The 25,741-nt window shown below is 54.0% G+C and carries 24 protein-coding genes; 15 read left to right on the top strand and 9 right to left on the bottom strand.

Annotated elements, in window-relative coordinates; all coding sequences use genetic code 11:
• The first annotated feature begins 19 nt into the window (after positions 1 to 19).
• On the top strand, positions 20 to 304 hold the full coding sequence (locus tag HA50_RS02495; protein ID WP_084872189.1) for a helix-turn-helix domain-containing protein: 285 nt from the start codon (positions 20 to 22) through the stop codon (positions 302 to 304).
• A 69-nt stretch (positions 305 to 373) separates the two neighbouring features.
• Here HA50_RS02495 and murA read toward each other — a convergent pair whose 3' ends face one another.
• The 7 genes from murA to mlaF all read right to left on the bottom strand — a co-directional run bounded on the left by murA (position 374) and on the right by mlaF (position 5,160).
• A complete protein-coding gene (gene murA, locus HA50_RS02490) occupies positions 374 to 1,633 on the bottom strand; it encodes a UDP-N-acetylglucosamine 1-carboxyvinyltransferase (RefSeq protein WP_084872186.1) in 1,260 nt (419 codons plus the stop codon).
• Between the two features lie 63 nt (positions 1,634 to 1,696).
• Entirely contained in the window at positions 1,697 to 1,954 is a 258-nt protein-coding gene (gene ibaG, locus HA50_RS02485; RefSeq protein WP_007886637.1) for a BolA family iron metabolism protein IbaG, read from the bottom strand.
• 115 nt (positions 1,955 to 2,069) lie between these two features.
• Positions 2,070 to 2,375 carry a lipid asymmetry maintenance protein MlaB gene (mlaB, locus tag HA50_RS02480; RefSeq protein ID WP_084872184.1) on the bottom strand — a complete coding sequence of 102 codons (306 nt, stop codon included), beginning with the start codon at positions 2,373 to 2,375 and terminating at the stop codon, positions 2,070 to 2,072.
• A complete protein-coding gene (gene mlaC / locus HA50_RS02475; protein WP_084872182.1) occupies positions 2,375 to 3,007 on the bottom strand; it encodes a phospholipid-binding protein MlaC in 633 nt (210 codons plus the stop codon). The genes mlaB and mlaC overlap by 1 nt, the downstream gene beginning before the upstream one ends.
• 18 nt (positions 3,008 to 3,025) lie before the next feature.
• Entirely contained in the window at positions 3,026 to 3,553 is a 528-nt protein-coding gene (gene mlaD, locus HA50_RS02470) for an outer membrane lipid asymmetry maintenance protein MlaD (RefSeq protein WP_084872179.1), read from the bottom strand.
• Between the two features lie 4 nt (positions 3,554 to 3,557).
• Positions 3,558 to 4,340: a lipid asymmetry maintenance ABC transporter permease subunit MlaE gene (mlaE, locus tag HA50_RS02465; RefSeq protein ID WP_084872177.1), complete on the bottom strand. Its 783-nt coding sequence runs from the start codon at positions 4,338 to 4,340 to the stop codon at positions 3,558 to 3,560.
• Positions 4,341 to 4,344: 4 nt separating this feature from the next.
• Positions 4,345 to 5,160 carry a phospholipid ABC transporter ATP-binding protein MlaF gene (mlaF, locus tag HA50_RS02460; protein WP_084872174.1) on the bottom strand — a complete coding sequence of 272 codons (816 nt, stop codon included), beginning with the start codon at positions 5,158 to 5,160 and terminating at the stop codon, positions 4,345 to 4,347.
• A gap of 226 nt (positions 5,161 to 5,386) precedes the next feature.
• Here mlaF and HA50_RS02455 point away from each other — a divergent pair, with 226 nt between their 5' ends.
• The 11 genes from HA50_RS02455 (at position 5,387) to npr (ending at position 13,397) form a co-directional block, all read left to right on the top strand.
• The gene (locus HA50_RS02455; protein WP_084872172.1) at positions 5,387 to 6,367 is read left to right on the top strand and encodes a calcium/sodium antiporter; all 981 of its coding nucleotides are present in this window, start codon (positions 5,387 to 5,389) and stop codon (positions 6,365 to 6,367) included.
• 17 nt (positions 6,368 to 6,384) lie between these two features.
• Positions 6,385 to 7,365 carry an arabinose-5-phosphate isomerase KdsD gene (gene kdsD / locus HA50_RS02450; protein WP_084872170.1) on the top strand — a complete coding sequence of 327 codons (981 nt, stop codon included), beginning with the start codon at positions 6,385 to 6,387 and terminating at the stop codon, positions 7,363 to 7,365.
• 13 nt (positions 7,366 to 7,378) lie between these two features.
• Positions 7,379 to 7,945, top strand: coding sequence for a 3-deoxy-manno-octulosonate-8-phosphatase KdsC (kdsC, locus tag HA50_RS02445; RefSeq protein ID WP_084872167.1), 567 nt, complete (start codon positions 7,379 to 7,381; stop codon positions 7,943 to 7,945).
• Positions 7,942 to 8,520 carry an LPS export ABC transporter periplasmic protein LptC gene (gene lptC / locus HA50_RS02440; protein ID WP_084872164.1) on the top strand — a complete coding sequence of 193 codons (579 nt, stop codon included), beginning with the start codon at positions 7,942 to 7,944 and terminating at the stop codon, positions 8,518 to 8,520. Before kdsC ends, lptC begins: the two co-directional genes overlap by 4 nt.
• Positions 8,489 to 9,043, top strand: coding sequence for a lipopolysaccharide ABC transporter substrate-binding protein LptA (lptA, locus tag HA50_RS02435; protein WP_084872162.1), 555 nt, complete (start codon positions 8,489 to 8,491; stop codon positions 9,041 to 9,043). Before lptC ends, lptA begins: the two co-directional genes overlap by 32 nt.
• A 5-nt stretch (positions 9,044 to 9,048) precedes the next feature.
• Positions 9,049 to 9,774, top strand: a complete 726-nt coding sequence (gene lptB, locus HA50_RS02430; RefSeq protein WP_084872159.1) for an LPS export ABC transporter ATP-binding protein — start codon at positions 9,049 to 9,051, stop codon at positions 9,772 to 9,774.
• 48 nt (positions 9,775 to 9,822) lie between these two features.
• Complete coding sequence (rpoN, locus tag HA50_RS02425) at positions 9,823 to 11,256, top strand: RNA polymerase factor sigma-54 (RefSeq protein WP_084872155.1); 1,434 nt, start codon at positions 9,823 to 9,825, stop codon at positions 11,254 to 11,256.
• 21 nt (positions 11,257 to 11,277) lie between these two features.
• Positions 11,278 to 11,565, top strand: a complete 288-nt coding sequence (gene hpf / locus HA50_RS02420; RefSeq protein ID WP_013507656.1) for a ribosome hibernation promoting factor — start codon at positions 11,278 to 11,280, stop codon at positions 11,563 to 11,565.
• A 173-nt stretch (positions 11,566 to 11,738) separates the two neighbouring features.
• Entirely contained in the window at positions 11,739 to 12,221 is a 483-nt protein-coding gene (gene ptsN / locus HA50_RS02415) for a PTS IIA-like nitrogen regulatory protein PtsN (RefSeq protein ID WP_208617305.1), read from the top strand.
• A gap of 52 nt (positions 12,222 to 12,273) precedes the next feature.
• Positions 12,274 to 13,128, top strand: a complete 855-nt coding sequence (gene rapZ / locus HA50_RS02410; protein WP_084872149.1) for an RNase adapter RapZ — start codon at positions 12,274 to 12,276, stop codon at positions 13,126 to 13,128.
• Positions 13,125 to 13,397 carry a PTS phosphocarrier protein NPr gene (gene npr, locus HA50_RS02405; RefSeq protein WP_013507653.1) on the top strand — a complete coding sequence of 91 codons (273 nt, stop codon included), beginning with the start codon at positions 13,125 to 13,127 and terminating at the stop codon, positions 13,395 to 13,397. The genes rapZ and npr overlap by 4 nt, the downstream gene beginning before the upstream one ends.
• A 5-nt stretch (positions 13,398 to 13,402) precedes the next feature.
• Here npr and mtgA read toward each other — a convergent pair whose 3' ends face one another.
• Both mtgA and arcB read right to left on the bottom strand, forming a co-directional pair.
• Complete coding sequence (gene mtgA / locus HA50_RS02400; RefSeq protein ID WP_084872148.1) at positions 13,403 to 14,125, bottom strand: monofunctional biosynthetic peptidoglycan transglycosylase; 723 nt, start codon at positions 14,123 to 14,125, stop codon at positions 13,403 to 13,405.
• Between the two features lie 886 nt (positions 14,126 to 15,011).
• Positions 15,012 to 17,357, bottom strand: coding sequence for an aerobic respiration two-component sensor histidine kinase ArcB (gene arcB, locus HA50_RS02395; RefSeq protein ID WP_084872146.1), 2,346 nt, complete (start codon positions 17,355 to 17,357; stop codon positions 15,012 to 15,014).
• Between the two features lie 28 nt (positions 17,358 to 17,385).
• Here arcB and HA50_RS31985 point away from each other — a divergent pair, with 28 nt between their 5' ends.
• The 3 genes from HA50_RS31985 to HA50_RS02380 all read left to right on the top strand — a co-directional run bounded on the left by HA50_RS31985 (position 17,386) and on the right by HA50_RS02380 (position 25,621).
• Complete coding sequence (locus HA50_RS31985) at positions 17,386 to 17,514, top strand: hypothetical protein (protein ID WP_276329366.1); 129 nt, start codon at positions 17,386 to 17,388, stop codon at positions 17,512 to 17,514.
• 750 nt (positions 17,515 to 18,264) lie between these two features.
• Positions 18,265 to 23,796: a glutamate synthase-related protein gene (locus HA50_RS02385; RefSeq protein ID WP_084872142.1), complete on the top strand. Its 5,532-nt coding sequence runs from the start codon at positions 18,265 to 18,267 to the stop codon at positions 23,794 to 23,796.
• Between the two features lie 67 nt (positions 23,797 to 23,863).
• Positions 23,864 to 25,621, top strand: a complete 1,758-nt coding sequence (locus HA50_RS02380) for a sulfite reductase subunit alpha (RefSeq protein WP_084872140.1) — start codon at positions 23,864 to 23,866, stop codon at positions 25,619 to 25,621.
• Positions 25,622 to 25,741: the final 120 nt, after the last annotated feature.

Below are 25,741 nucleotides of genomic sequence, written 5' to 3'. Positions count from 1 at the left end.
GACATGGAGAAGAGCGTTTATGCATGCATGGAAACAAGACTGGCACCCGGCAGACATCATTGCAAAGCTGCGTAAGAAAGGAACCACAATGGCGGCGCTATCGCGTAAGTCGGGCCTGAGTTCATCGACTCTGGCGAATGCCATTTCCCGTTCCTGGCCAAAAGGAGAGTGGTTGATCGCTAACGCGTTGGGTGTCCACCCTGCGGAGATCTGGCCAAGCCGTTATTTTGATCCTAAAACTCAGCGTCTGCGGAAACGCAAGTTGCGTCCAAAGCCCAAAAAGGTGGCTGAATCTGCAAAGTGATACGCGTGTAGCCCCAAAAAAAACCAGCCGCTGTATGGCTGGTTTTCTTATTAAAAGTCAGGAAGACAATTATTCGCCGCTAACGCGCTCGATATTGGCACCCATGGCTTTCAGTTTATCTTCGATATGCTCGTAACCACGATCAATATGGTAGATACGATCGACCAACGTAGTGCCTTCCGCAATGCAACCCGCCAGCACCAGACTTGCCGATGCACGTAAATCGGTCGCCATAACCTGCGCACCCGACAGCGTCTCCACGCCGTGACAAATGGCGGTATTGCTTTCGATCTCCGCATGCGCGCCCATACGAATCAGTTCCGGGATGTGCATAAAGCGGTTTTCGAAAATGGTCTCGGTGATCACACCGGTGCCTTCAGCCACCAGGTTAAGCAGCGTAAATTGCGCCTGCATATCGGTCGGGAAACCCGGATGTGGTGCAGTGCGAATGTTAACCGCTTTTGGGCGCTTACCGTGCATATCGAGGCTAATCCAGTCGGCACCGGTTTCAATATCCGCACCGGCATCGCGCAGTTTAGCCAGTACCGCATCCAGGGTGTCAGGCTGAGTATTGCGGCACAGCACTTTGCCACGCGAAATCGCAGCAGCAACGAGGAAAGTACCGGTTTCGATACGGTCCGGCAGGACACGATAGACACCGCCACCCAGACGTTCTACGCCTTCGATGGTGATTTTGTCGGTGCCAGCACCGCTGATTTTTGCACCCAGGGTGTTCAGGAAGTTCGCTGTATCAACGATTTCCGGTTCACGCGCAGCGTTTTCAATGATGGTGGTGCCTGTCGCCAGCGTTGCCGCACTCATGATGGTCACCGTGGCACCGACGCTCACCTTGTCCATCACGATATGCGCGCCCTTCAGACGGCCATCAACCGAGGCTTTAACATAGCCCTCTTCCAGTTTGATCTCTGCACCCAGCTGCTCAAGGCCGGTGATGTGCAGATCAACCGGACGTGCGCCAATGGCACAACCACCCGGCAGTGAAACCTGCCCCTGACCAAAACGCGCGACAAGCGGCCCCAGCGCCCAGATCGAAGCACGCATGGTTTTCACCAGGTCATAAGGCGCACAGAAGACATTAACTTCGCGCGCATCAACGTGCACCGAACCATTACGCTCGACCTGCGCACCCAGCTGACTCAGCAGCTTCATGGTGGTGTCGATGTCACGCAGTTTCGGCACATTCTGAATCTCTACCGGCTCTTCTGCCAGCAGCGCTGCGAACAGAATAGGCAGCGCAGCGTTCTTCGCCCCGGAAATGGTCACTTCACCACTTAAACGGGTGGGGCCTTGCACACGAAATTTGTCCATTAACACGGTTCTCAATTATCAATCAAACAAGCCCGCCTGCGCGGGCGCACCAAAGCAGTGCGCTTAGAAACCGTTAAGTTTACGATCGCGCGCCCACTCGGCAGGAGTATAAGTTTTTATGGAAACCGCATGAATGCGATTATCCGCAATGTATTCCATCAGTGGCGCATACACAGCCTGCTGTTTTTTAACCCGGCTCAGCTCACCGAACATCTCGCCGACCGCAATCACCTGAAAGTGGCTACCGTCGTTGCTGAGAACATGCACTTCTTCTAATGGCAACGCCTGCATCAGCACCGCCTGAACTTCACTATTTTCCATCGCTCTTTGCTTCAAGTTGATAATAATAAGGCAGACATCTTAGAGGAAAGCGTCTGACTCTTAAATACGCAAAAGCCCCTGAAAAAATCAGGGGCTTTATCATTAAGGGCAATAATCAGGCTGTTTTTTCCGCAGAAACAATAATCTGCTGCAGGTTATACAGCGTAATCAGTGACTGAAGTTTATCCGTGATGCCGCTAAACAGCGGCGTGCTGCCCTGCGCCCTGGCAATCTCACGCAAATGAACCAGCAGCGCCAGTCCGGCTGAGTCCACCCTGTCGAGGGCAGTCACATCAATGGTCTCAATATCAACCATCGCCGTTTCCCGTTCCTGCCACAAGGACAACAAGGTGTCACGGTCCAGCTTGCCACTCAGGGCCAGCGTGCTGGCAGTACGCTGCCAGCGTAACGGTTCGCTCATTATTGCTGCTTATCCAGAGTGATTGGCTGAGCTGCAGAGGCTTTCAACTGCGCGGTCAGACCATCGATACCTTTGGTACGCAGCAAATCGCCCCATTCATTCTGTTTGGTGGTGATCATGCTGATGCCTTCAGCCACCATATCGTAGGCCTGCCAGCCACCCGTGCGGCTGTTTTTACGCCACTGGAAATCAAGACGAACCGGTGGGCGGCCACTCGGATCGAGAATGGTGACACGGATTGCCACAATATCGGCATCGCCAATCGGCTGTTCGGGCTGAATTTGATAAGTCTGACCGTGGTAGAGGGCCAGCGCCTGGCCATAGGCCTGGGCCAGATAATCGCCAAATGCCGCGAAGTAAGCATCACGCTGTGCCGGTGTGGCATCACGATAGTAGCGACCTAACACCAGCGCACCCGCATACTTGATCTGCACGTAGGGCAGCAATTCCTGACGCACGATATCACGCAGATAATTAGGATCCTGCTTGATCTTCGGTTGCTCGTTCTTCAGACGGGTGAAGGTTTTCGCCGCCGCTTCATCCATCAGTTTATAAGGATTGCTCTGGTCCGCTGCCGTAGCGGCCAGTGGAACGATGGCCAGCATGGCAATCATCAGTAAACGTTTAAACATCGTGTTTTACCTCTGGGGTTATTCAGTTGCTGCAGGCGCGCTCTCCGCACCCTGTTGTTTGTTATCGTTTTTGTTGTCGCCGCTCTTGTAAAGGAACTGGCCAATCAAATCTTCCAGCACCATCGCTGATTTGGTATCGCGCAGCGTACCGCCATCTTTCAGCATAGACGAACCCAGATCCGGGTCGTCGAAGCCAAGATTAAGCGCCAGGAACTGTTCACCCAGTAATCCCTGGGTACGGATCGCCAGTGAGCTGGTATCCGGTATTTTGTTGGCGTATTGGTCGCTGATGTCCATGGTGACGCGCGGCGACAGGGTTTTGTCATCCAGCGAAATATCGGTCACACGGCCAATCACCACGCCGCCAATCTTAACCGGTGAGCTCACTTTCAGGCCGCCGATGTTATCGAAGGTGGCATACAGCTTCCATGTGGGTTCAGTCCCCAGCGATTTCAGGTCAGCAACACGCAGGCTGAGAAACAGCAGTGCCAGCAGTGCCAGCAGCATGAAGACGCCTACCCAAATTTCGTTTTTCTTGCTTTGCATTGCATCATTTCCCAAACATCAGTGCTGTCAGCACAAAATCCAAACCGAGTACCGCCAGTGAAGCATGTACCACGGTACGCGTCGTTGCCCGGCTGATCCCCTCCGACGTGGGGATAGCATCATAACCGTTGAACAGCGCAATCCATGTCACCGTAATGGCGAAAACCGCGCTTTTGATAATGCAGTTGATGATATCAGTACGGAAATCCACCGCGTTCTGCATCGCTGACCAGAAGAAGCCGGGATCGATACCTTTCCAGCTGACCCCAACCAGCGCGCCACCGGCAATCCCCACTGCGGTAAAAATCAGCGCCAGCAGCGGCATACTGATAAAACCGGCCCAGAAACGTGGTGATACCACACGTCGCAAGGGGTCAACCGCCATCATTTCCATGCTGGAAAGCTGCTCGGTGGCTTTCATCAGGCCAATTTCTGCGGTCAGCGCCGAACCGGCACGCCCGGCGAACAACAAAGCGGTAACCACCGGACCGAGTTCGCGCAGCAGCGACAACGCCACCAACATGCCGAGACTGGTTTCCGCGCTGTAGGTGGTCAGGACCAGATAGCCCTGCAACCCAAGCACCATGCCGATAAACAGCCCGGAGACCATAATGATCAGCAGGGACATTACGCCCACGCTGTAGAGTTGCTTGATCAGCAACGGTGCATGTTTGCGAAACGCCGGTTTTCCCACCAGCGCATGAAACAGCATCATCCCTGCCCGGCCAAATGCCGCACAGGTGTTAATCCCCTGACGTCCAAGTGACGCCAGCGCCTTTAACAACATCAGCTTAGGTTCTCCCTGCGTGGGTCAAATCGGCCAGATAATCCCCGGCCGGAAAGCGGAACGGCACCGGACCGTCCGCGTGCCCTTCAATAAACTGACGCACGCGTGGATCGGGATTGCTCCGCAATTCAGGCGCGCTTCCCTGAGCAATAATTTTTTGCCCGGCAACAATATAGGCATGATCGGCAATGCTCAAGACCTCTGGCACATCGTGCGAAACCACGATGCAGGTCACCCCCAGCGCGTGGTTCAGCTCGTCGATCAATTTTACCAGTACTCCCATGGTGATCGGATCCTGGCCGACAAAGGGTTCGTCGAACATGATCAGATCCGGTTCCAGCGCGATCGCACGCGCCAGTGCTGCACGGCGCGCCATCCCGCCGGAGAGTTCCGCCGGTTTGAGCTGCGCAGCACCACGCAACCCTACCGCTTCCAGCTTCATCATCACCGTGCTGTGCAATAGCGCTGGCGGAAGTTGCGTATGTTCCCGTAGCGGCCAGGCCACGTTATCAAAGACGCTGAGATCGGTAAAAAGTGCGCCGGACTGGAATAACATGCTCATTTTTTTACGCACTTCATACAATCTGCGGCGTGAAAGTGAGGGAATGTTTTCGTCACGGAACCAGATTTCACCTTTATCTGGCTGGAGCTGGCCGCCAATCAGGCGCAACAGCGTGGTTTTCCCAATGCCAGATGGCCCCATAATGGCGGTCACTTTACCTTCGGGCACCGTTAATGAAATGTCGTCGAAGATGGTGCGATCTCCGCGCGAAAAGCTCACGCCACGAACCTCAACCAGATTCGTTTGCTGCTGGATCATCTTTACCTCTTAATGGGGATCGGGCGTTCTCGTATCCCGGGATGGTAGCCTGTAAGTCCACGTTGCACGAGAGTTTTACAGAAACTTACCCACCTGGTTTGGCGAAAATAGCCTTAAAATTTACTTTTGCCTCTCAGACAGTCAAAATCAGCGCCTGTTTCAATGCGCTAAAGTTGATACCCGTCGGGCAAGGCGTGCCGACACATCTGGCCATCAAGGATTTTTCATGTTCGTAGCCACTGCCCTGCTGTTCATTGGATTGATTTTACTGGCTTACGGCGCTGACCGATTAGTATTCAGTGCCGCAATCCTCAGTCGATCCTTCGGCATACCCCCCTTAATCATCGGTATGACCGTGGTCAGCATCGGCACTTCGCTCCCTGAATTGATCGTTTCTTTTTCAGCGGCACAGCACGGACAGATGGATTTAGCCGTCGGCACCGCGCTGGGTTCGAACATCACCAATATTTTGTTAATCCTCGGCGGAGCGGCCCTGCTGCATCCGTTAACCGTCCATTCCAATCTGATTCGCCGCGAACTCCCGCTCATGCTGCTGGTCTCATTACTGAGCGGTATTATGTTGTTTGATAATTATCTCAGTCGCCTTGATGGCGTAGCCTTGCTGCTGATTGCGCTGGGTTATCTGCTGGTGGCGATCCGCATCGCACGCCGGGCCGAGCGTGAAAATAACGACACCTTGACGCGCGAACAATTGGCGGAGCTGCCGCGTGACGAGAGCGGCAACACCGTGGCCTTCCTGTGGCTCGCCGTTGCACTGCTGATCCTGCCAATGTCGACCCGCATGGTGATCGATAACGCGACCGTATTTGCCGATTACTTCGGCGTAAGCGAACTGGTGATGGGGTTGACGTTAATCGCCGTAGGCACCAGCCTGCCGGAACTGGCTACCGTCATCGCTGGCGCGATGAAAGGCGAGGACGATATCGCCATCGGCAACCTGATCGGTGCCAATATTTTTAATCTGGCCATTGTTCTGGGCCTGCCCGCGTTGATTCATCCGGGCAGCATTGATCCCCATGCTTTTGCCCGTGATTACTGGGTGATGTTGGGTGTCAGCGTGCTGTTCGCCCTGTTGTGCCTGCAACGCCGACGCCGAATTGGCCGGGCGGCAGGTGCCTTATTGTTAGCAGGATTTATCGTGTGGGTGTGCTGGCTGTGGCTTAGCCCCATGTTTATCACAGGTTAATAAAGGACAGACTGAGTATGTCACATCAGCAACCGGATTTTGACTTTCAACAGGCAGGCAGAGCGGTGCTGCGTATTGAGCGTGAAGGCCTGGAACAACTCGATCAATATATCAATGACGACTTCTCACGCGCCTGCAAAATGATTTTTGCCTGCCGGGGTAAAGTGGTGGTGATGGGGATGGGCAAGTCAGGGCATATTGGCAAAAAGATCGCCGCGACCTTCGCCAGCACCGGCACCCCCGCCTTCTTTGTGCATCCTGCAGAAGCCAGCCACGGTGATCTGGGGATGGTCAGTACCAACGATGTGGTGATTGCCATTTCGAACAGCGGTGAGTCAAACGAAATCCTCGCGCTGGTACCGGTGCTGAAACGCCAGAAAGTTCAGCTGATTTGCATCACCAGCCGTGCCGATAGCGCAATGGGCCGGGCCGCCGATGTCCATCTATGCGTGAAAGTGCCGCAGGAAGCCTGCCCACTCGGTCTGGCCCCCACCACCAGCACCACCGCCACGCTGGTGATGGGGGATGCGCTGGCGGTGGCGCTGCTGGAAGCGCGCGGCTTTACCCAGGAAGATTTTGCATTGTCCCATCCAGGTGGCGCATTGGGGCGTAAACTGTTACTGCATGTCAGTGACATCATGCACAGTGGCGACGAGATCCCTCATGTCACGCGTGATGCCTCATTGCGTGATGCTTTGCTGGAAATTACGCGGAAAAATCTCGGTCTGACGGTGATCGTCGATGATCTGATGAAAATTGAAGGTATCTTCACCGACGGTGACTTACGCCGGGTGTTTGATATGGGTATCGATTTCCAGTCAGCCCGCATTCAGGATGTGATGACCCGAGGGGGTATCCGCGTACGCCCCAACCTGCTGGCGGTGGATGCCCTTAACCTGATGCAAAACAAAAACATCACTGCATTGCTGGTGGCCGATGACGATCGCCTGCTCGGTGTGGTACATATGCATGACATGCTGCGCGCCGGTGTGGTCTGAACAGGAAAAGAACATGAGTGTTGAAACACCCGCAGTGGAAACCTGCTATGGTCCGGTGAGCGCAGAGGTGATGGCGCGTGCAGCGCAAATCCGCCTGCTGATTTGTGACGTTGATGGTGTGATGTCAGATGGCCTGATTTACATGGGCAACAGCGGCGAAGAATTGAAAGCCTTTAACGTACGCGATGGATATGGCATTCGTTGCCTGCTGACCTCAGGCATCGAAGTGGCTATTATTACCGGCCGCAATGCCAGACTGATGGAAGATCGCTGCAAAACCCTCGGCATTACGCATCTTTACCAGGGACAATCGGATAAGCTTTTGGCCTGGCGCGAACTCCTGGATAAACTGTCATTATCTGCCGAACAGGTTGCGTATATCGGTGATGACCTGATCGACTGGCCGGTCATGGCGCGAGTCGGTCTCAGTGTCGCCGTTGCCGATGCGCACCCGATTCTGCTGCCGCGCGCGCATTACGTCACCCGCATTGCCGGTGGCCGCGGTGCAGTACGTGAACTTTGCGATCTGATCTTAATGGCGCAGAATAAATTTGAGGATGCCAAAGGGCAATCAGTATGAGTAAAAGCAGGCGTTGGATAACGCTGATTCTGGCCTTAATCGCTCTGGTGCTGATCGGCTGGAATCTTACCAACCAGGATGAGAGCAAAACACCGGTTGCCACCAACGATCAGGAGCCGACCTATACCAGCTCGACTTCTCACACCGTGGTATACAATCCCGATGGTGCGCTGGCCTATAAGCTGATTTCGGATAAAGTTACCTACTTTGATGCCGATCAACTGAGCTGGTTCGAAAATCCGGTGATGACCACCTATGACGTGAACAAAATTCCAACCTGGTCTGTTCGTTCGGATAAGGCAAAGCTCACCAAAGATCGTATGCTTTATCTATACGGCCACGTTGAAGTAAACACCCTGACGCAGGATTCCGAGTTACAGCGCATCAAAACGGATAATGCGGTAGTCAATCTGGTTACCCAGGATGTCACTTCAGACGATCAGGTCACCCTTTATGGCCGCAGTTTTAACTCTACTGGCATGAAGATGCGCGGCAACTTACGGACAAAAAATGCCGAGTTGATTGAAAAGGTCAAATCCTCCTATGAAATCCAAAATGAACAAAAACAGCCTTAAGTTACTGTTGGTCAGCGCTCTGTTAGCCACCAGTCTGCCCGCTCTGGCATTAACAGGAGACTCGGACAAACCCGTCAATATCGTTTCAGAAAACCAGGCGCTGGATCTGCAAGGCAATGTCGCCACCTTCACCGGCAATGTGATCGTGACCCAGGGATCGATCAAAATCACCGCAGACAAAGTGGTGGTGACGCGTCCGGGCGGCGATAGCAAAAAAACCATCGTTGATGCATGGGGCAACCCCGCCACTTTCTATCAAATGCAGGACAGCGGTAAGCCGGTACAAGGCCATGCTGCCAAGCTGCACTACGAACTGGCCAATGACTTTGTTGAGCTGACCGGTAACGCTTACATTGAGCAGCTGGATAGCAATATCAAAGGTGATCGCATCACCTATCTGGTGAAAGAACAGAAAATGCAGGCCTTCAGTCAGGGCCAGAGCAAACGCGTGACCACCGTACTGGTGCCGTCGCAGTTGCAGGACAAAAACGGTTCATCCCAGAGCCAAAAGAAGAGTAACTAATTTCTATGGCCACACTGATCGCTGAAAACCTGGCGAAAGCCTATAAAGGCCGCCGCGTGGTAGAAGACGTTAGCCTGCAGGTGAAATCCGGCGAAATCGTCGGCCTGCTGGGTCCCAACGGGGCCGGTAAAACCACCACCTTCTACATGGTGGTGGGTATTGTGCCGCGTGATGCCGGTCGCATCATCATTGATGATGAAGACATCAGTCTCCTGCCACTGCATGCGCGCGCGCGCCGTGGCATTGGTTATCTGCCGCAGGAAGCATCGATTTTCCGTCGCCTGAGCGTTTACGACAACCTGATGGCGGTATTGCAGGTTCGTGATGATCTTAGCGAAGAACAGCGCCAGGACCGTGCCAATGAATTAATGGAAGAGTTCCACATTGAGCATCTGCGTGACAGCATGGGTCAGGCACTTTCCGGTGGTGAACGCCGCCGCGTGGAGATTGCCCGTGCGCTGGCCGCCAACCCTAAATTCATCCTTTTGGATGAACCATTTGCGGGTGTCGACCCCATTTCCGTTATTGATATCAAGAAGATCATTGAGCATCTGCGCGATAGCGGACTAGGCGTGTTGATCACCGACCACAACGTGCGCGAAACCCTTGCCGTTTGTGAACGCGCTTACATCGTCAGCCAGGGGCATTTGATTGCCCACGGCACCCCCGATGAAATACTTGCAGATGAGCAGGTTAAGCGTGTTTATTTGGGCGAAGAGTTCAGACTCTGATAAGGTGTCGTAACCTCCGACGTTTGCTTAGGAAATTCAATCCGGATTATGAAGCAAGGTTTGCAACTCAGGCTCAGCCAACAGCTGGCGATGACACCCCAGTTGCAGCAAGCAATCCGCTTGCTGCAACTCTCTACGCTTGAACTCCAGCAGGAATTACAACTGGCGCTGGAAAGCAATCCATTGCTTGAACAATCAGATCTCCATGAAGAAGTAGACACACGCGAATATCAGGAGAGCGAAGCGCTCGACACGCGCGAGGCACTTGAACAGAAGGATATGCCGGAAGAGTTGCCGCTCGACGCCACCTGGGATGAGATCTACACCGCCGGTACGCCTTCAGGCACCGGGACCGATTATCAGGATGATGAATTGCCGGTGTACCAGGGAGAGACGACGCAGTCATTGCAGGACTACCTGATGTGGCAGGTCGAACTGACGCCCTTCACCGATACTGACCGTGCCATTGCGACCTCGATTGTGGATGCGATTGACGATACCGGCTACCTCACCGTGACGTTGCAGGATATCTGCGACAGTATTGGCGATGAGGAGCTGACGCTAGACGAAGTGGAGGCGGTACTGAAACGCGTGCAGCGTTTCGACCCGGTCGGTGTCGGTGCACGCGATTTACGTGATTGTTTGCTGGTCCAGCTTTCACAATATGCCAGCGATATACCGATGCTGGCCGAAGCGCGCCTCATCGTTAGCGAACATCTCGACCTGCTGGCCAATCATGATTTTCGCAGTCTGATGCGTGTCACGCGTCTGAAAGAAGATGTGCTGAAAGACGCCATGCTGCTGATTCAATCGCTCGATCCGCGTCCGGGCCAGTCGGTGAATACCAGCGAACCGGAATATGTCATTCCTGATGTGCTGGTACGCAAAACTGGCACGCGCTGGACGGTTGAACTGAATGCTGACAGCGTGCCGCGTCTGAAAATCAACCAGCATTATGCTGCGATGGGCGGAGCTGCGCGTAACGACAGCGATAGCCAGTTTATCCGCAGCAACTTACAGGAAGCCCGATGGCTGATTAAGAGCCTGGAGAGCCGTAACGACACGCTGCTGAAAGTGACACGTTGTATTGTCGAGCAGCAGCAGGCGTTCTTTGAGCAGGGCGAGGAGTATATGCGCCCCATGGTGCTGGCGGATATCGCCTCAGCCGTGGATATGCATGAATCCACCATTTCGCGCGTCACCACGCAGAAGTATTTACATAGCCCGCGTGGCATCTTTGAACTGAAATATTTTTTCTCCAGCCATGTGAACACCGAAGGCGGTGGCGAAGCCTCTTCCACGGCGATACGTGCGCTGGTGAAAAAATTGATCTCTGCGGAAAACCCCGCAAAACCCTTGAGCGACAGCAAACTGACCTCCATGTTATCTGAACAGGGCATCATGGTGGCCCGCCGTACGGTTGCTAAGTATCGCGAGTCTTTGTCCATCCCGCCCTCGAACCAGCGTAAACAGCTGGTTTGAATGTATTGAGAAGGAAGACCTATGCAGATAAACCTTACCGGACTGAATGTAGAGATTACCGAACCGCTGCGCGAATTTGTAAATAGCAAATTTGCCAAACTGGAACACTATTTTGATCGTATCAATCAGGTCTATATTGTTCTGAAAGTGGAGAAGGTAACGCAGATTGCTGATGCAACCTTGCATGTGAACGGCGGGGAGTTGCACGCGACATCGGAAGCGGAAGATATGTACGCGGCCATTGACGGATTGATCGACAAGCTTTCCCGTCAGTTGACTAAACATAAAGACAAACTGAAAAAACACTAACCTTCACGCTTGCAGAGTGCCGACCGGTTCGGCACTCAGAGCACAGAATGGGGCGGGCTGACCGCCCCGTTTTGTCATCTGCGCAAGCGCCAACAGGAGAGCCTGCATTTTCCCCGTTAACGGGTTAAAGTGGGTGATCCTCGCGGCTATGTGAACTCGCAAGTGAAACGATGATGAACAACGATCTGACACTGGAATTGAGCTCGGTCCTCACGCTGGACTGCACCCGCAGCGGCGTACACTGCCAGAGTAAAAAACGTGCGCTGGAAATTATCAGCGAGCTGGCAGCTAAGCAGCTCAATCTGCCTCACCAGACGCTTTTCGAAGCAATCCTCACCCGTGAACGCATGGGCAGTACCGGTATTGGCAATGGCATTGCTATTCCGCATGGCAAGCTGGAGGAAGACACCCTGCGCGCCGTAGGTGTGTTTATCAGCCTCGATCAGCCGATCGCTTTTGACGCGGTCGACAATCAGCCAGTAGACCTGCTGTTTGCGCTGCTGGTGCCAGCGGACCAGTGCAAAACCCATCTGCATACGCTATCGCTGGTGGCAAAACGCCTGGCAGATAAAACCGTCTGTCGTCGTCTGCGCGCGGCGCAGAGCGATGAAGAACTCTATGCCATTATCACAGAAGCGCAGGACGACCATCCTTAAGCGACAGACACTTTTACCGGCCAGGGTGCCGGTTTAAAACGGGAGAAATGTGATGGTGCTGATGATCGTTAGCGGTCGGTCAGGCTCAGGAAAATCAGTCGCGTTACGTGCGCTTGAGGACATGGGGTTTTACTGTGTCGATAACCTGCCAGTGGTGCTGTTGCCCGAACTGGCAAATACGTTAACCGAACGCAATATCTCGGCCGCCGTCAGTATTGACGTGCGGAACATGCCTGAATCGCCGGAGATTTTTGAAACTGCCCTCAATAATCTGCCAGAGTCCTTTGCGCCGCAGCTTTTGTTTCTCGACGCCGATCGCAACACGCTGATTCGTCGCTACAGCGATACCCGCCGCCTGCATCCGCTTTCCAGTAAAAACCTGTCACTGGAGAGCGCCATTGATGAGGAGAGCGATCTGCTGGAGCCGCTGCGCTCACGCGCCGATCTGATTATCGATACCTCAGAGATGTCAGTGCATGAGCTGGCAGAAATGCTGCGTACCCGTCTGCTCGGTAAACGCGAACGTGAACTGACCATGGTGTTTGAATCCTTTGGCTTCAAACATGGCATTCCAATCGATGCCGATTATGTCTTTGATGTGCGTTTTCTGCCTAACCCGCACTGGGATCCGAAACTGCGTCCGATGACCGGCCTCGATCGTCCAGTGGCGGCGTTTCTCGATCGACATACCGAAGTACATAACTTTATCTACCAGACGCGCAGCTACCTTGAGTTGTGGCTACCGATGCTGGAAACCAATAACCGCAGTTATCTCACCGTCGCCATTGGTTGTACCGGGGGTAAGCACCGTTCGGTGTACATTGCTGAACAGCTGGCCGATTACTTCCGCTCACGTGGTAAAAATGTGCAGTCCCGTCATCGCACCCTGGAAAAACGCAAATCATGACCGTGAAGCAGACCGTTGAGATTCGTAACAAGCTGGGGATGCATGCCCGCCCGGCCATGAAACTGTTTGAGCTGGTGCAGAGTTTCGACGCTGAAGTACTACTACGCAATGAAGCCGGAACGGAAGCCGAAGCCAGCAGCGTCATCGCGCTGCTGATGCTGGACTCCGCCAAAGGGGGCCATATTGAGATCGAAGCCAGCGGACCGGAAGAGACTCAGGCACTGGCTGCGGTGATCGAGTTATTTGAAGCGGGTTTCGACGAAGATTAATCGCCTCAGTGCAACTTGTAGCGATTCAGGAAACCTTCCCCACCCAGCTGGCGCATCTGCCTCATGATCCATTGCTGGCGCTGACGAATATAGCCTGAAGGCGCATCGGCGCGGAAACGGATCGGATTCGGCAGTACCGCCGCCAGCAGGGCCGCTTCCGACATCGTCAGACGGCTGGCGGGTTTGTGGAAATAACGTTGCGACGCCTCCTCCACACCGAATACCCCATTGCCCAATTCCGCGATATTCAGATAGACCGTCAGAATCCGGCGCTTGGTCCATACGGTTTCAATACCCACCGTTAGCCCGGCTTCCAGACCTTTTCGCACCCAGCTACGTCCATCCCACAGGAACAGATTTTTTGCGGTCTGCTGTGAAAGCGTTGACGCACCGCGCATGCGTTCATCCCCTTCGTTATCGAGCACCGACTGGATCGCTTGCACATCAAATCCCCAGTGGACCGGGAATTTCTGGTCTTCAGAAGCAATCACCGCCAGCGCCATCCACGGGGAGATCTGATCCATACTGACCCAATCGGAATGCGCCACGTAATCAAAATTGCCGCTCAACCAGGCCCCGACCTGTCGTTGCACCATCACCGCGGAGAAAGGTACCGGCAAAAAAGAAAACAACAAAATTGCCGCCAGCCAAATACCCAACCAGGCGAGCAGGAATTTTGCCATTATCACTTTAATACGTTGCCGAAGTTTCCCTTTATTCTTACTCATCAAATTTACTCTTACCTGTTCCCTGTATTAATCAATCACTCCGGTCACGATAACACTCAGCGACACCCGGGTGCTAAAAATTACTCAGTGACCAGTTGATTAAACAAACAAAGTCATTACCTGCGCAACCATCGTTCCTTTAATAGAGCCAAATACATCAATCACTTCCGCTATTAAGGAATCGGTTCCATGTTCAAACTCTCATCGGAAGAGTTCGTTATGGACAATTAACCGAATGTGATACGAGTCACATCAAATGATTCACCATACTTAACATTAGGCCTTCTCAGCGTTTGACCATGTTCATTGATTAACGAAAGCATTATGAAAAAAATGTGTAATTTCGCAGCAGATACTCTGTGACTTCCACCATTTGTGGTAAAGCATTTTGTATGACATTTGGTTTACATACATGGCTAAAACCATAAACCGGAACTTTCTGTCGACGGTTTCCAAAACGTTTTGGATAACCCAACCACTCCTTCCATATTCGTACCATTTTTCAGTTGGTTAACCTGAAAAAAAGCAAAATTTTTGCTACCAGCTGACTTTCGCTGCGCTTGTCGGGTTTTTCTGCCACTTCAGCACGTTAAGACCACAGCAAAAATAGAACATTTGGTCAAAAATAACACAATGAGGCAAAGAAATTGATTCCTTGCTTGACTGTGTCATCAAATTAATGTTTTCTGTATTTAAACGCTGCTCAACATCACACAATTTAATGAATCTTGTCACAACTGATGACGAATTTGCTAAGGTGTTTTGGAAGCGTTAACCAATACCACGCTGTTGCTCAGGATAGACCTCAAATAATAGCAGCAGCGACAATTTCCCTGGTGTTGGCGCAGTATTCGCGCACCCCAGTTTCGACTGGGGTCATTTTTTTCTAAGGTTTGTTACTTTCCCGCGCAGCTACCCACTCACGTAATACGTTAACGTCGTGTCGCCATTCCTGTTTTAACTCATCAATCCATTCCTGAACATTATCCCACCATGCAGGCAACTCCGGTGACTGAATTTGTTTCGCCAGCTTTTGCAGATGCAACAGACCAACGGACCCCGCCGCACCTTTGATTTTGTGCCCTTCTTCCGCAATACCTTTCTGGTCACGCGCCATCATGTTTGAATCCAGCACATCCAGATAACCCGGCATCATCTTTTCAAACATGGTCAGACTCTGGGTGATCAATCCCGGCCCCACCAGCTCGATATATTGCTCCAGCATCGGCACATCAAGCAGCGCACGGGTTTTCTCCTCGGCCTGAGGGGCTGCCACCGGCGTATCCGCTTCAGGTTGATAATCCCAGAACTTCTTAATCATCGCCGTCAGCGCAGGTACCGCCAGCGGTTTGCTCAGCACCTCATCCATGCCCGCATCCAGATACTCTTTTTTGTCTTTCAGCACGTTGGCGGTCAGCGCCACCAGCGGTGGCAATATCTCACCCGCATGGCGCTGATGAATCGCGCGTGACACATCAAGACCTGTCATGTCCGGCAGCTGAATATCCAGCAGCACCAGATCGAACTCCTCGGGATCGAACATCTCCAGTGCTGCGGTACCGGTCATCGCCACTTCAACGCTGCAACCCAGTTTCTCCAGCACCGAACGTGCCACGATCACGTTCAGCTCAATATCCTCCACCAACAGGACATGCAGCGCAGGCAGCGGCATGCTGTCGTCAAGGTTGTCATCCTCAACCTCTTCAGCGACGCGTGGAGCCTTGATCTCAACAATGAAGCAGGAACCCTGCCCCTGCACGCTACGCACGCTGATATCGCCGCCCATCGCCTGTGCCAGGCGGCGTGACACCGCCAGCCCAATGCCGGTACCCGTTGCCGGTTTGCCACCATGCTGGTCTTTCACCTGATAATACATGGCGAAGATTTTGTCCTGTTCCTCCTGCGGGATACCCATGCCGGAGTCTTCCACCTCAAAACGCAGGGTTTCATCCTGACGATAAGCAACACGCACCACGATTTCGCCCTGCTGGGTGAACTTCACCGCATTGCCAATCAGGTTCCACAGGATCTGTCGCAGGCGCGTGCCATCGGCACAGATTTTGTGTGGCAGCGGCAGTTCAGGTGACATCACAAACTTCAGCCCTTTCGGCTGCGCCAGCAGGCCGGAGAGATTTTCCAGATCGGACAGGAAACCGGTGAAATCGAGCGGCTGGTTATCCAGCTGCACTTTACGCCGCTCAATCTTGTCCACCTCGATCACATCATTAAAGATGTTGCCGAGGGTGATGGCGGACACATGGATGGTTTTCAGGTATTTAAGCTGCTCCTGATTCAGATCGGTATCCAGCAGAATGCGGCTCAGCCCGACAATCCCGTTCAGCGGGGTACGCAACTCGTGGCTGATGGTGGAAATAAAGGTGGTCTTTTCACGGCTGGCATTCTCCAGCGCGTCCTGGTAGCGCTTACGCTCGGTAATATCGCGGCCAAAGCCCATCAGGCCACTGCGCTTCCCGACGCGATCGTAATAAGGGACTTTACGGATTTCGAAGCAGGCTTTGCGCCCATCGGGATATTGCAGCCACTGTTCGTAAGTCAGCGACACATTATGGCGAAACACCTTCTCATCGGTTTCCAGCACCTTGGTGGCGGCATCTTCATCATAAATGTCACGCGGCGTCAGACCAATCAGCTGCTTTTCACTCAATCCGGTGAGCAGCTCCATCGCGCGGTTACAGCCAGAGAATTGCTTATCGATATTGCGGTAAAACACCAAATCCGGCGAAGCATCAAGAAAAGAGCGCAGGAAGGAGGATTGCTGCTCAAGTTCGATTTGTGCCTGCTCACGGCGCGCCATTTCTTCGCGCAGCTTATCCATCACCTGTTCACGCGCCTGCTCGGCTTTAATACGGTCGGCGATTTCCTGGTTGAGCTGAGTAATGGTTTCTTTCATCTGCTGATTCAGCTCAAGATCGCGCGTGCGCATCTCTTCCAGCTTATCCACCAGCCGTGAGAGGCGCTGGCGCGACTCTTCCAGTTGATCAACCACCACCGAGAGAAAGTAAACCGCCCAGGGGGTAATCAGCAGACCAAAGAATACCGAACGCACCACATCAATGCTCTCGACATGGCCACGCAACACCATAGTGACGGCCATCTGTACCACCATCGCCAGCACCACCAGTGCTGAGGCCAGCAGCAGCGAAAACCGCACCAGTCCCAGTTTGACCATCAAATCAACGTAGTATTGCGCTAAAAGACGAATCTGTTTCATTACCCACTCCCTGAACGAAATCTGGCTCATGATAGCGCAATTATTGGGGATACGCGCTGACTGGCCGCGCCGTATCGCTGTTGTTATGCCCCGTAATGGTGCATTGCAGCGCGATTTCGCCGACGTTACGGTGTTTATGCGTAAAGCGCTTGACTAATTCTGCCAACTGAATAATCTGGAGGGCCGCGCTTTTGCGGCCCATTTCTCAGCACGCCGTGCTAATCAGTACCCTGGCAGCCATATTGTCCAATGGTTGCTGTTCCTTTTTGCATATCCATTCAACTTAAGCGATGTTTTAAGCACGCTCAGCATGATTAATTTTACTAATGACACCCCCCATCCTGATTCAAATATGACGCCATAAGAAAAACAGATACATCCTGTGCACGAAGTGTCCTTAACAGCATTTTATGCTGAAAACACCACCAGCCCCAGCATGGTGCAGAGATTTGGAGGCTGCACCACAGTGAGACGGCTCACACTTCTTGCGGGATTGCCAACCGGTACATCGACAACTTTTTTCTTAAATAGACTATTAAAATCATATCGTTAACCAACAAAAAAGCATATTACCCTCAATAAAGCTGGCTATTTGACCTGAGTTCGCTTTCCCGATAAGTTGGAAGTCCGCTGGATGCTTTCCTGTCGGGCCAGTGTCTCGGCATATCTATGCAGCAAGAAGACTCCCTCTAGATGCAAGTTATCTCCAGTTAAGAGACCCGGATTTAAGAGCAACTCATCAAGGACGTCCATACTAGGTCTTGAGAGGAATTGCTCGGTGTTGCGACGCCCGCTCATTGCCGGGCGGGGTAGAAATTGATACAGCGCCTGTGAGCTGACTCAGCAGTGCTCTGTGCTTGAAATAATGCAGGTAATGTCAAAGCAGTTTGTTTAAGGAGAACCCTCAATGTCCACTCAAAAACCTTATCCCTATGGCTTGTATGATCCAACAGCGGGCAGTGATAGCTGTGGTGTAGGTTTCATTACCCGTAAGGACGGCGAGCAGACTCATGAGATCCTGCAAATGGCGCACAGCGCACTATGCACAGTGCCGCACCGTGGCGGGATGTCGGCAGAAGGCGTGGGTGATGGTGCTGGCGTAAACGTCGACCTTTCTCTGCACTTCTTCCGTAAAGTCACTGGTCAGCCGCTGGAAGCCGGCCGTTTTGGCGTGGGTAACTTCTTTGTTCCTAAAGATGGCGAACTGCGCGCCAATGCCGAACGTCTGGTGGAAGAAACCCTGGCAGCCTATAACTTCCCGGTGCTGGTAAAACGCGACATGCCGCTGGACGGCAGCGTAACGCGCCCGGCTGCCCTGCAATTCCAGTTGCCGATTGTGCAGTGGGTGTTTGCTGCCCCGCAGGACATCGCCAGCCAGAACGAATTTGAGCAACGCATCTATCGTGCGCTGCTGGACATTGAAGCTCAGGCCTTTACTGAAAGCGAATTCGGCGGTCTCTACCCGCTGTCGCTTTCCTCGCGCACCCAGGTGTTTAAAGCGCGCCTGAACTCCAATGAAGTCATTCCGTATTTTAAAGATTTAACCGACCCGGACCACCATGTTCGTGGTCTGTTTTTCCATACCCGTTTCTCGACCAACACCGATCCGCACACCACCATGGCGCAGCCGTTCCGCCTGATGGCCCATAACGGTGAACTGAACACTGACCGTAAAAACCGCATCGCCGAATCCGCACTGGCGCTGGCGCGTGGCAAAAAGATCGTTCGTCCGAACGGCCAGTCAGACAGCTCACGTCTGGACCAGAGCATCCACAGCCGCCTGATGGAAGACAATCTTGACCTGATCAACGCCGTGGTTTCCATGATGCCGCCAGCCTGGGAGAACGACACCTCGCTCTCAACCGAAGTGCGCGCCATGCTGGAATATTTCTCCCTGTATGAAGAGAAGAACGATGGCCCGGCAGCGTTGATCTTTGGTAACGGCGAAGTGATTGGCGCGCGTCTGGACCGTCTCGGTCTGCGCCCACTGCGTTCCGTCGAGACCGCAGAATATATCGGTGCCATGTCGGAAGCAGGCCAGATTGCCTTCCCGCCGGAAAGCGTCCTGCGCCGCGGTCGCATCGAAGCGGGCGGTATGCTGTATTACGATCACCGTGAAAAACGCTCCTTTACCACCGTTGAAGCGCTGGAAAAGCTGGCCGCTGAGAAAGACTATCCGGCCCTGCTGAGTGCAGCCCGTATTGACCTGCAAGATCTGCCGGAGATCCCGGCGGAGAAACTCGGCTCGCCGCTGCGTTATGGTGGAGACCTCAAAACCTATCAGCGTTTTGTCGCCTACTACTACAACCAGGAAAGCTTCAAATTCATGATGGACCCGATGCTGCAAACCGGCGCTGAGAAAATTTCAGCCATGGGTTACGGCAACGCCATTAATGGCCTGTCCGATCATGAAGGTGGTATGGCGCACTACTTCTCGCAGCGCTTTGCTCAGGTCACCAACCCACCGCTCGACTCCATCCGTGAAGCGGACGGTATGACGCTGCGCGTGGCCCTGGGAGCCAAGCCGCATCTGGGCCGCAGCAAAGGCCAGCAGATTGTGGTGCCAACCCCAATCCTGACTCACCTCGATATGCTGCGTCTGCGCGAGCAGAAAGTGGCTCCGTACCAGCGCTTTGAGATGCTGTACCAGCCAGTTATCGGCAAAGATATCGTCAGCCGTGCCGCCAATGCTGCCGCGCTGGAAAAAGCCATTGATGACCTGGCGCAGCAGGTGGTGGATTTCGCCCGTCAACAGGGCGGTATTGCGGTACTGACTGACCGCCATATCTCCTCGACCCATGCAGCGATCCCGATGCTGCTGATGGTATCTGCCATCAACCAGCGTCTGGTGCAGGAAGGTCTGCGTCTCGATGTTTCACTGGTGGTGGAAAGCGGCCAGAGCATCTCTTCACACCATATCGCCGCCACACTGGGCTTCGGCGCATCCGCCGTCTACCCGCTGGGCGTGCAGATGCGTGCCGAAGAGAAATTTGGCGAAGGCGAAGAAGGCAACAAAGCCTTTAAACGCTATGCCAAAGCCGCAGAAAAAGCGCTGATGAAAACCATGGGCAAAGTGGGCCTGTGTACCGTGGAAAGCTACAGCTGTGGTGAGTTCTTCGAGCCGAACTTCCTCGATACCAATGATCCGGTGCTGAAAAAATACTTCCCGAATATCAAAACGCCGGTCGGTGGCGCGGGCTTCCCGGCTATCGCCCAGATGGCGGTTGACTGGCATCAAAGCTCGCTGAAAATTCAGGGTGAGGCAGAAGTGCCGTTGCTCGGCCTGTTTAAAGAACGTGCCGAAGGTGCGGGCCACTCTTACGGCACCATCGCCGTGCGTACCTTTATTGATATGACGGAGCAGCCGATTCGCTTTGCTGACAAAGCACGCGAAGAGGATAACTTTATTCGTCTGATGACGCTGGCGAAGCTGGATAACGCTTTCAGCATTAAAGCTGAGTCCTTTAAAGACAGCAGCTTCGAACGTATCCCGAACGATGTCATCGATAACTTTGCCATCACGCCGGATTATCGTCAGTTCTCCAGCCTGATGTATGCCGAACGTAAACGCCGTCCGGCGGCGCTGCGCGATATCCTTGCGCTGCCGTGTGACCTGACCCACGTTGATAGCGAAGCCGAATTTGGCCGCAAACTGGGTCGCTATTCGCTGGTCAACAACGGTTTCGCGACGCGCGGTCTGCAATGTGAAGCGGTTAACGGCAGCCTGAACCAGTTCACCCTGCGTCTGGTTGATGCCATCGCGGGCCTAAAACCGGAAAGCGAGCGTCTGGCAGCACTGGCGCGCGCACTGAAAACCCGTTTCGCCGACGATATTGAAAACAGCGAAGTGGTGAATGGCACATTGCACATCACCGCTTACGGCAAAGCCGCTGATTATCTGTCACGCATCTTTACCGCCCTGCCTTCGCTGCCGCTGGAAGAAATTCAACCGGCGCACGAAATCACCCGTACCTTCGCGTCGGGTGCGATGAGCCATGGTGCGCTGGTGGCACCGGCACATGAAGCGGTGGCTCACGGCACCAACATGGTTGGCGGCATGAGTAACTGTGGTGAAGGTGGCGAACACTATTCACGCCACGGCACCATCCGTGCCTCACGCATCAAACAGCTGGCATCCGGTCGCTTCGGCGTCTGGGCGGCCTACCTTGCCGATCCGATGCTGGAAGAGCTGGAGATTAAAATCGGCCAGGGGGCAAAACCAGGTGAAGGCGGCCAGTTACCGGCACCGAAAGTGACGGTGGAAATTGCGGCTGCCCGTGGTGGTACACCGGGTGTGGAGCTGGTTTCACCGCCGCCACATCACGATACCTATTCTATCGAAGACCTGGCGCAGCTGATTCACGACTGTAAAGCAGCACGCGTGCGCGTCATCGTTAAGCTGGTGTCCTCCGAAGGTATCGGCACCATCGCGGTTGGCGTAGCCAAAGCGGGTGCGGATGTCATCAACGTCGCCGGTAACACCGGTGGTACCGGTGCGGCATCCGTTACCAGCCTGAAATATACCGGTCGTGTGGCTGAAATCGGCATCGCGGAAGTCCATCAGGCGCTGTGTGCCAATGGTCTGCGCGATAAAGTGCAGCTGCGTTGCTCCGGCGCACAGCAGACCGGTAGCGACGTAATCAAATCTGCCCTGCTCGGCGGCGACAGCTTCGAGTTTGGTACCACTGCGCTGATGATGCTGAAATGCGTCATGGCGAAAAACTGTAACGTTAAATGCCCGGCCGGTCTGACCACCAATGCCGAAGCCTTTGATGGTGACCCGCGCCAGCTGGCGCAGTACTTCATCAACGTGGCACAGGAGGTACGTGAGTTCCTCGCACGCCTCGGTCTGCGTTCACTGCGTGAAGCGCGTGGCCGTTCTGATCTGCTGCACCTGATGGATCACCCGCTGGAAGTCGGCAAGCTGGACCTGCGCGCCATGCTGACCGTGGTGCCAGAGCAAAAAATCGCCAAACCGGTTTATCTGGAAAAAGATTTCGCCCTGGATGATGGCTGGGTGGAAGAACTGAAAGATCAACTGGTCGCCAAAGGCAGCCGTGCCATTGAACTGGGCGCAGGCATCACCCTTAACAACCGTAACAAAAGCGTGGGCGGCCAGCTGGCGATCGATATCGAACGCATGCTGAACCATGAGCTGTCAGCGCAACAATTAGCCGCCATCCCGGCAGTGTTTAAAGACGATCGCGGTCGTCATTATCTGGCTCCGGCCACCGTACAGATCCAGACCTCAGGTTCTGCTGGTCAGTCATTTGGTGCCTTCTGCAACGATGGTATGCAGATGAAGCACTATGGCACCTGTAACGATGGCGTCGGTAAAGGCCAATGCGGCGGCGAACTGGTGGTGATGTCACCGGGCGGCGGCGCACAGGACAGCGATGGTAACGTGCTGATCGGTAACTTTGCGCTGTTTGGCGCCACCGGTGGCCGTCTGTTTGTACAGGGCCAGGCGGGCGACCGTTTCGCGGTACGTAACTCAGGTGCGACCGCTGTGGTTGAAGGCGTTGGTGACTTCTGCTGTGAATACATGACCAACGGTGCCATTCTCAACCTGGGCACCTTCGGTAAAGGCTTTGGCAACGGCATGAGCGGCGGCTTTGCTTACCAGTACGATCCGTACGGTTCGCTGGCTGCGCACGCCGCCGGAGACTCGGTGTTGTTTGGCTCCATCGCCGATGAAGACGAAATGGCGAAAGTGCACAAACAAGCGGTGCTGACCATGCTGAACTGGCATCTGGAAGCGACCAACTCGCCGCGTGCCGCATGGCTGCTGGCGAACTGGGAAACCGAGTGCCACCACTTTGTCTATGTCATGCCGCGTTCGCTGTTGCTCTATCAGGATGGCGGTGAGATTCTGAAGGCCAAGTCACGTAAGGATTTGCTGGAAGAACTGTCAACGTCGCTGGCTGCACATCAGGTGGCGAAATTTAAAGCGGCCTGGCGCGCCGGTAAAACCATCGCTAATGGTGCGGTACCGGCTTACGGTGCCACCGATACGCTGGAAATGTTCGTGCTGCTCAACAACTACACCGTGCTGAGTTTCGCGCAGCAGCTGGCACTGAGCAAGCTGCCAAAAGGGACCTCGGTGGAAGATCCGGCTGTTGAGAAAGCAGTGCGTAACCTGCTGATGACAGAAGATTTCTCGCTGGTGAGCAAGCTGCAACGTCATGCGCGCTCCGCTATCGAGAACTACAACGATGACGAACTGGCAAGCCTGATCGCCTCCAAACGTATGTCGGATTACAAAGCGGCGCTGACGCAACGTAACATCCGCTCGATGGATAGCCTGGCGACCTATGGCTGGATCATCTATCAGGATGCCCGTAACCGTGATGTCCTGGGTCATCTGCCTGATTTTGAAGAGCTGTTCGCCCGCGCGGCGTTGCCGGAAATCGCAGCGGCTGTCGGAAAATTATCCTGATAGCTGAGCTATTGAATTTGTGTATTATCGACTGAATATGACTGAACGGGATTGAGTAAAAGTACCCATGAAGATTCCTTACATTCCTGAAGATGCACCTTTCAATGGTGATCAAAAATACTGGCTGGCGGGTTTTCTCGCCGGTCTCCACTCGCGCCTGTTGGTGTTAGAAGACAAGCAGCAGACCGCTCCGGCGGCCGGTGCGGCGACCACCACCCAGTTGCATATCCTGTTCGGTTCGCAGACCGGCAACGCCGAAGCGCTGGCCCAAACGGCAGCGAAAGCGGCACGAGCCAAAGGCCTGGTGCCGGTGGTTCAGGCGCTGGGTGAAGTGGATATTGATGTCTTCGCCACCATGCGTCATGTGTTGATTGTCACTTCTACCTACGGTGAAGGCGAAATGCCGGACAACGCGCAGCTGTTCTGGCAGGCCATTTCTGCCAGCACCGCGCCACGTCTGGAGCAGATGCACTTCGCCATACTGGCGATTGGTGATACCGGTTATGACGGCTTCTGCCAGGCCGGTAAATTTATCGATATGCGCCTGGAGCAGTTGGGTGCAAAACGCGTCGTTGACCGTATCGACTGCGATATTGATTACGAAGAGCCATCCAGCGCCTGGATCGGCAGCACCATGCCACAGTTTGCCGCCAGTGCGGGCAGCAGCGGTACGGTGCTGGAGAGCGCGCCGGAAGCACCGGTCATTCCGGGTAGCAATAAACAGAACCCGTATGCCGCTGCGCTGGTGACCAATAAACGTCTTTCTGGTGAGCAGTCAGGCAAAGATATCCGTCACTTTGAGTTTGATCTGACGGACAGCGGACTAAAGTACGAAGCGGGCGATGCACTGGGCGTAATCCCAGTAAATGACCCTGCGCTGGTGACGCTGCTGCTGACCCAGTTGAACGCTGATTATGAAACGCCGGTGCCGGGCTTTGACCGTAACCTCGGTGACTTGCTGACTTATCAGTTCGAAATCTCTGAACCGTCGCGCAAACTGATTGAGTGGGTGGGCCAGAACACCACTAACCAGGAACTGCGCCACGTCTTACAGCACGACGACAAAGATACCCTTGGCGTGTGGCTGTGGGGCAAAGACACCCTGGACCTGCTGCAACTGGAGCTGACGCGTAGCCTGTCGGTGCCGGAATTTGTTGCGATGCTGCGTCCGCTGCAACACCGTGCTTATTCCATCTCTTCCAGCTCGAAAGCGCATCCGAACCAGGTCCATCTGACCATCGCGTCGGTGCGTTATCATAGCGCTGGCCGCGCCCGTAACGGCGTTTGCTCCACATACCTGGCTGAACGTGTGCGTCGCGGCGAGAAACCGGCAATCTTTATTTCACCGAATAAAGTTTTCCGCGTGCCCGCCAACAACAAGGCACCGCTGATCATGGTTGGTCCGGGTACCGGTATTGCGCCGTTCCGTGCTTTCCTGCAAGAGCGTAAAGTCACCGGTGCTGAAGGCAAAAACTGGTTGTTCTTTGGCGACCAGCATCAGGAACACGATTACATCTACCAGGATGAGCTGAACGAGTGGCAGCAAAGTGGCCTGCTGACGCATCTTGATCTGGCGTTCTCACGCGATCAGGAAGAGAAAATTTACGTGCAGAACCGCATGCTGGAGAAAGGCGCTGAGCTGTACGCCTGGCTGCAGGAAGGCGCATATTTCTACGTGTGTGGTGATGCATCGCGCATGGCGAAAGATGTCGATTCCGCACTGTACGAAGTGGTTCGACAGTTCGGTGGCTTGTCCAGCGAGCGTGCCGCTGCCTATATCGACCAGTTGAAGAAAGACAAACGCTACCTGCGTGACGTCTACTAAGACCGCGACATAAGCGCTTCGTTTGTTGAATGCCAGTCAGTGAATGCTGACTGGCATTTTTCTTTGGCATTAAGAGAATTCTTCACCCCACCCGTCAGACCACCGATCAAATAAAGACAG

Source organism: Pantoea cypripedii, from assembly GCF_002095535.1.
GTDB lineage: Bacteria > Pseudomonadota > Gammaproteobacteria > Enterobacterales > Enterobacteriaceae > Pantoea > Pantoea cypripedii.
This window is presented reverse-complemented; position numbering and strand designations above follow the sequence as displayed.

What these genes read in the sequence shown, in the direction of transcription:
- rpoN (WP_084872155.1), top strand. Translation starts at nt 9,823, where the DNA reads ATGAAGCAAGGTTTGCAACTCAGGCTCAGCCAACAGCTGGCGATGACA.
- mlaF (WP_084872174.1), bottom strand. Translation starts at nt 5,160, where the DNA reads ATGATCCAGCAGCAAACGAATCTGGTTGAGGTTCGTGGCGTGAGCTTT.
- mtgA (WP_084872148.1), bottom strand. Translation starts at nt 14,125, where the DNA reads ATGAGTAAGAATAAAGGGAAACTTCGGCAACGTATTAAAGTGATAATG.
- ibaG (WP_007886637.1), bottom strand. Translation starts at nt 1,954, where the DNA reads ATGGAAAATAGTGAAGTTCAGGCGGTGCTGATGCAGGCGTTGCCATTA.
- npr (WP_013507653.1), top strand. Translation starts at nt 13,125, where the DNA reads ATGACCGTGAAGCAGACCGTTGAGATTCGTAACAAGCTGGGGATGCAT.
- kdsC (WP_084872167.1), top strand. Translation starts at nt 7,379, where the DNA reads ATGAGTGTTGAAACACCCGCAGTGGAAACCTGCTATGGTCCGGTGAGC.
- mlaD (WP_084872179.1), bottom strand. Translation starts at nt 3,553, where the DNA reads ATGCAAAGCAAGAAAAACGAAATTTGGGTAGGCGTCTTCATGCTGCTG.
- mlaE (WP_084872177.1), bottom strand. Translation starts at nt 4,340, where the DNA reads ATGTTGTTAAAGGCGCTGGCGTCACTTGGACGTCAGGGGATTAACACC.
- lptB (WP_084872159.1), top strand. Translation starts at nt 9,049, where the DNA reads ATGGCCACACTGATCGCTGAAAACCTGGCGAAAGCCTATAAAGGCCGC.
- lptA (WP_084872162.1), top strand. Translation starts at nt 8,489, where the DNA reads ATGAAATCCAAAATGAACAAAAACAGCCTTAAGTTACTGTTGGTCAGC.
- mlaB (WP_084872184.1), bottom strand. Translation starts at nt 2,375, where the DNA reads ATGAGCGAACCGTTACGCTGGCAGCGTACTGCCAGCACGCTGGCCCTG.
- HA50_RS31985 (WP_276329366.1), top strand. Translation starts at nt 17,386, where the DNA reads ATGATAGCGCAATTATTGGGGATACGCGCTGACTGGCCGCGCCGTATC.
- mlaC (WP_084872182.1), bottom strand. Translation starts at nt 3,007, where the DNA reads ATGTTTAAACGTTTACTGATGATTGCCATGCTGGCCATCGTTCCACTG.
- HA50_RS02455 (WP_084872172.1), top strand. Translation starts at nt 5,387, where the DNA reads ATGTTCGTAGCCACTGCCCTGCTGTTCATTGGATTGATTTTACTGGCT.
- ptsN (WP_208617305.1), top strand. Translation starts at nt 11,739, where the DNA reads ATGAACAACGATCTGACACTGGAATTGAGCTCGGTCCTCACGCTGGAC.
- rapZ (WP_084872149.1), top strand. Translation starts at nt 12,274, where the DNA reads ATGGTGCTGATGATCGTTAGCGGTCGGTCAGGCTCAGGAAAATCAGTC.
- HA50_RS02385 (WP_084872142.1), top strand. Translation starts at nt 18,265, where the DNA reads ATGTCCACTCAAAAACCTTATCCCTATGGCTTGTATGATCCAACAGCG.
- kdsD (WP_084872170.1), top strand. Translation starts at nt 6,385, where the DNA reads ATGTCACATCAGCAACCGGATTTTGACTTTCAACAGGCAGGCAGAGCG.
- murA (WP_084872186.1), bottom strand. Translation starts at nt 1,633, where the DNA reads ATGGACAAATTTCGTGTGCAAGGCCCCACCCGTTTAAGTGGTGAAGTG.
- arcB (WP_084872146.1), bottom strand. Translation starts at nt 17,357, where the DNA reads ATGAAACAGATTCGTCTTTTAGCGCAATACTACGTTGATTTGATGGTC.
- HA50_RS02380 (WP_084872140.1), top strand. Translation starts at nt 23,864, where the DNA reads ATGAAGATTCCTTACATTCCTGAAGATGCACCTTTCAATGGTGATCAA.
- hpf (WP_013507656.1), top strand. Translation starts at nt 11,278, where the DNA reads ATGCAGATAAACCTTACCGGACTGAATGTAGAGATTACCGAACCGCTG.
- HA50_RS02495 (WP_084872189.1), top strand. Translation starts at nt 20, where the DNA reads ATGCATGCATGGAAACAAGACTGGCACCCGGCAGACATCATTGCAAAG.
- lptC (WP_084872164.1), top strand. Translation starts at nt 7,942, where the DNA reads ATGAGTAAAAGCAGGCGTTGGATAACGCTGATTCTGGCCTTAATCGCT.